1 protein-coding gene is annotated in these 209 nt (G+C 47.4%); it reads left to right on the top strand.

The window, feature by feature from the left end; translation table 11 throughout:
• A partial coding sequence (locus tag AB4486_RS22825) for a cadherin-like domain-containing protein (protein WP_372118769.1) occupies nt 1-209 on the top strand: 209 nt, incomplete at both ends.

Consider the following 209-nt stretch of genomic DNA (forward strand, 5'->3'; position numbering starts at 1 on the left):
GAAGTAACGGAAGTGAATGATGCACCTGTCGCGACAGACGTTGATTTAGGTTCGATTGCAGAAGATGGTCAAATCGTCATTGTTGAAGGGGATTTAATTGCAGCAAGCTCTGACCCAGAAAACCACAACTTAACAGTAACTGGTGTAACTCTGACTCAGGGACAAGGCCAACTAACCCGCTTTGAAAATGCAGGTGGCGCCGATGACGC

Source organism: Vibrio sp. 10N.222.55.C6 (assembly GCF_041473395.1).
GTDB lineage: Bacteria > Pseudomonadota > Gammaproteobacteria > Enterobacterales > Vibrionaceae > Vibrio > Vibrio crassostreae_C.